6 protein-coding genes and 2 tRNA genes are annotated in these 2,814 nt (G+C 35.5%); 3 read left to right on the top strand and 5 right to left on the bottom strand.

Annotation, left to right across the window (positions count from 1 at the left end; translation table 11 throughout):
• Positions 1–243 precede the first annotated feature (243 nt).
• The 5 genes from G614_RS0123670 to G614_RS0123690 form a co-directional block, all read right to left on the bottom strand.
• A complete protein-coding gene (locus tag G614_RS0123670) occupies positions 244–474 on the bottom strand; it encodes a hypothetical protein (protein ID WP_027643858.1) in 231 nt (76 codons plus the stop codon).
• Position 475: 1 nt separating this feature from the next.
• Entirely contained in the window at positions 476–979 is a 504-nt protein-coding gene (locus tag G614_RS0123675) for a DUF3990 domain-containing protein (RefSeq protein WP_027643859.1), read from the bottom strand.
• Complete coding sequence (locus G614_RS0123680) at positions 976–1,194, bottom strand: DUF3791 domain-containing protein (RefSeq protein WP_027643860.1); 219 nt, start codon at positions 1,192–1,194, stop codon at positions 976–978. The genes G614_RS0123675 and G614_RS0123680 overlap by 4 nt, the downstream gene beginning before the upstream one ends.
• Positions 1,195–1,326, bottom strand: a complete 132-nt coding sequence (locus G614_RS33455) for a hypothetical protein (protein ID WP_278246020.1) — start codon at positions 1,324–1,326, stop codon at positions 1,195–1,197.
• Positions 1,327–1,511: 185 nt separating this feature from the next.
• Entirely contained in the window at positions 1,512–1,706 is a 195-nt protein-coding gene (locus tag G614_RS0123690; protein ID WP_027643861.1) for a hypothetical protein, read from the bottom strand.
• A 306-nt stretch (positions 1,707–2,012) separates the two neighbouring features.
• On the opposite strand from G614_RS0123690, the gene G614_RS0123695 reads away from it, so the two are divergent.
• From G614_RS0123695 to G614_RS0123705, 3 genes are all read left to right on the top strand, one after another.
• Positions 2,013–2,195: a hypothetical protein gene (locus G614_RS0123695; protein WP_027643862.1), complete on the top strand. Its 183-nt coding sequence runs from the start codon at positions 2,013–2,015 to the stop codon at positions 2,193–2,195.
• A 210-nt stretch (positions 2,196–2,405) separates the two neighbouring features.
• A tRNA-Ser gene (locus G614_RS0123700) sits at positions 2,406–2,491 on the top strand.
• Between the two features lie 64 nt (positions 2,492–2,555).
• Positions 2,556–2,644, top strand: a tRNA-Ser gene (locus G614_RS0123705).
• Positions 2,645–2,814: the final 170 nt, after the last annotated feature.

The following is a 2,814-nucleotide window of genomic DNA, read 5'->3' on the forward strand; positions in this document are numbered from 1 at the left end:
CAAAAAATACATATCGAACTCTTTCCAGAGAAACCTAAACCTCCATGGACACAGAATTTTTTACGCCCTCTCATGTTTCTTTATGCATTCTGGAAAAGTTCTTTCAGCCAACTCCGCTTCGGATATTTTGGCATACTTTAAAATCTCTCCATCCGGCTTTCCATCACAAAGCATTTCTTTTGCAAATTCAGCACGTTCTTTTATTGTGTTCGTTAGCTCGAGCGGAAAAGTTATACTTCATTTTTATATCTCTGCTTGAATAATATGTCCAAAATTCATTTCGTCTTTAAAAAGGTCATACACATATTCCGAGCTTTCCAAATACATGCCAGTTTCCCTATCTTGAAGTTTTTCAAAAACCTCTGAATTATAAAATCTATTCATAGCTTCATCATAGTCTATGTTTTTTTCTGTCGCAAACATATCAACAATATCCTGAACTATATATTCTATTAACTGTTCCTGTTTACTCATATTAGTTAACCACCTTTCTCAAAATTCCAATACTTTTTTCTGTGTGAAAAGAATACTGTGAAGATGTTTTCTTATATATCATTCCTTTTAGTAAAGTTTCAAAATCAATAACTTCATTTTCATACTGACGGAATAATAATGCCATATTATCATCTGCAACAGGTCCAATAACAATGTCATATTTATTATCTTTATTACACAGATTATTTTTCATATCTAAAAATGCTCTATTTCTATTGTGCATTACAAATTTCGCCCATTCTTCTGTTGTTTGTACTCCAAAATCCTTAATTTTAAGATTTTGTATCTCTCTGAAATCATCTTGTATCTCGAAAGTATTTACAACAGGAGAACCACCATAAATCTTCGACACTCTTACCGCCATTTTCTTAGCCTGCTCTTCGATATCCATCAAATAGAAACCTTTTCCAAAATCTTTATATGGTCTACACATTGTTAAATTTATATGCTGTATTACGATATTGCTACCATGATATAATTTCATAACGTACCTCCATTTTTTCGGCACAGTATTCCCAAATCTTCAATTACTGTTCCAAAATCTAAAGTATGCTCTACTTCATAATTTTCTTTTATAAAAGCAATGCCCTTAAATTGGAAAAGATAACGAAACGCTTCTTTTACGTTTAAATTGTGCTGATGAGCAAATTCATTTACACATGCTACAGTAAAGCCAATTCTTTTTTTCTGTTCATTCATTCAAATCCCTCCTTCTATTATATCACATTTTATTCTTTTTTCCGTATCTTTTTCTTCTTTTCCCTCCTCTGCTATAAAATATCTATAAAAACAGCAGAGGTCCCCCGTTGGATACCCTGCTGGAATGTTCACAGGGTATCTTCCTGTATATTCTAACTAAAAAAAGGCAGACTGCACCTAAACGCAATTTACCTTTTGTTCCTTCAAACTTAAAAATAAACTTATGTTTTTATAATAACAGCAATTTGCCCGGATAGCAAGAAGCATTTTGTAACACACAAAAAAGAGGAGCTGCCACTGACAGCTCCCCTCTCATTTTACTCGTTTTCTTCGAGTTCTTTTTTCAAAGCCTCTAACTGCTCTTTAGTCAACTCTGTAAACTCTATAATTTCTTCTTCCGTTTTTCCTGCACGAATCATTTTTTTCGCAAATGCAGCACGTTCTTCTTCTCGTCCTTCCTCTCGTCCTTTTTCAATACCTTCATCCATCAGCATCTTTCCAACCTGTGTCATACTTAACACCTCCTTGATATGATTTCTCGTTTTTTCGTTGATTACCTTGTCCGTAAATGCCAGAATTCCCGACAATATAAATGTTTCTACATTCTTATCTGGAATCTGTCTTGCCAGCTCTACGCTTTCCCTAATTGCTGTTTGCTTTTCTTCTTCTCCTTTGTATGTAAGAGGATAGGCAATTGTTAAATTGCCAAACCCATTGATTTTACTGGGTTTTCTTGCTTCTTCTATATAAATTTTCTCTCCACTTGTAGTAAAATAGAAGTACCACCAACCACTTTACACAAGAGGAGGAGAATATTTATGTCTGCTAAATTCCATCAGATTTCTTTGAAGGAAACCTTTTCTGAATGCCAGGACTTGTTTATCGATGATGCACCTTCCTTTTTTCAGCTTCTTGATGAGCACCTCGATCTCGAATCATTCATTCCTGACTCTTTTTTCAATGCAGGTTTACCAGGAAATGGAATGAATAATAGTTGGTAACGCAGGTTGAAACTTCCTAATTTTGGAAATTTCAACCTGCAGAAAAAAAGTTAAAAAAAATGTTGACATCTGTCGAATTACATGATAGACTAATCGAGTTGCCGCTGAGAACGGCAGCAAAGCACAAAACTTAGAAAAATAAAGTTTTGAAAAAATAAAAAAAGTACTTGACAAAACGTCGAAACTTCTGTAAAATGGAAAAGCGCGTTCGGAGAGGTATCGAAGTGGTCATAACGAGGCGGTCTTGAAAACCGTTTGTCCGCAAGGGCGCGTGGGTTCGAATCCCACCCTCTCCGTTGCAGACGAGTTTTAATGATTTGCCTGCGAATATAAATTGAATATGAAACAAGATTCAACCAAGCAGAAGTACCCAAGAGGTTGAAGGGGCTCCCCTGGAAAGGGAGTAGGTCGTTAGTAGCGGCGCGAGGGTTCAAATCCCTCCTTCTGCGGTCGGAAGCATTGCTTCCATCGTACCTTTAAAATTGAAGACTGAATAATACACAAACCCTGAAAATTCTAAAAAGAAAAGGTCTGGTTTAGACCTTTGGATTTGAGAAAATTCAGAACAAAACCAAGTAATGAAGGTTAAAGATAACTAGCCAAGCTAAGTAGTCTGAAA

The organism is [Clostridium] clostridioforme AGR2157 (assembly GCF_000424325.1).
GTDB classification, from domain to species: Bacteria; Bacillota; Clostridia; order Lachnospirales; family Lachnospiraceae; genus Enterocloster; species Enterocloster clostridioformis_A.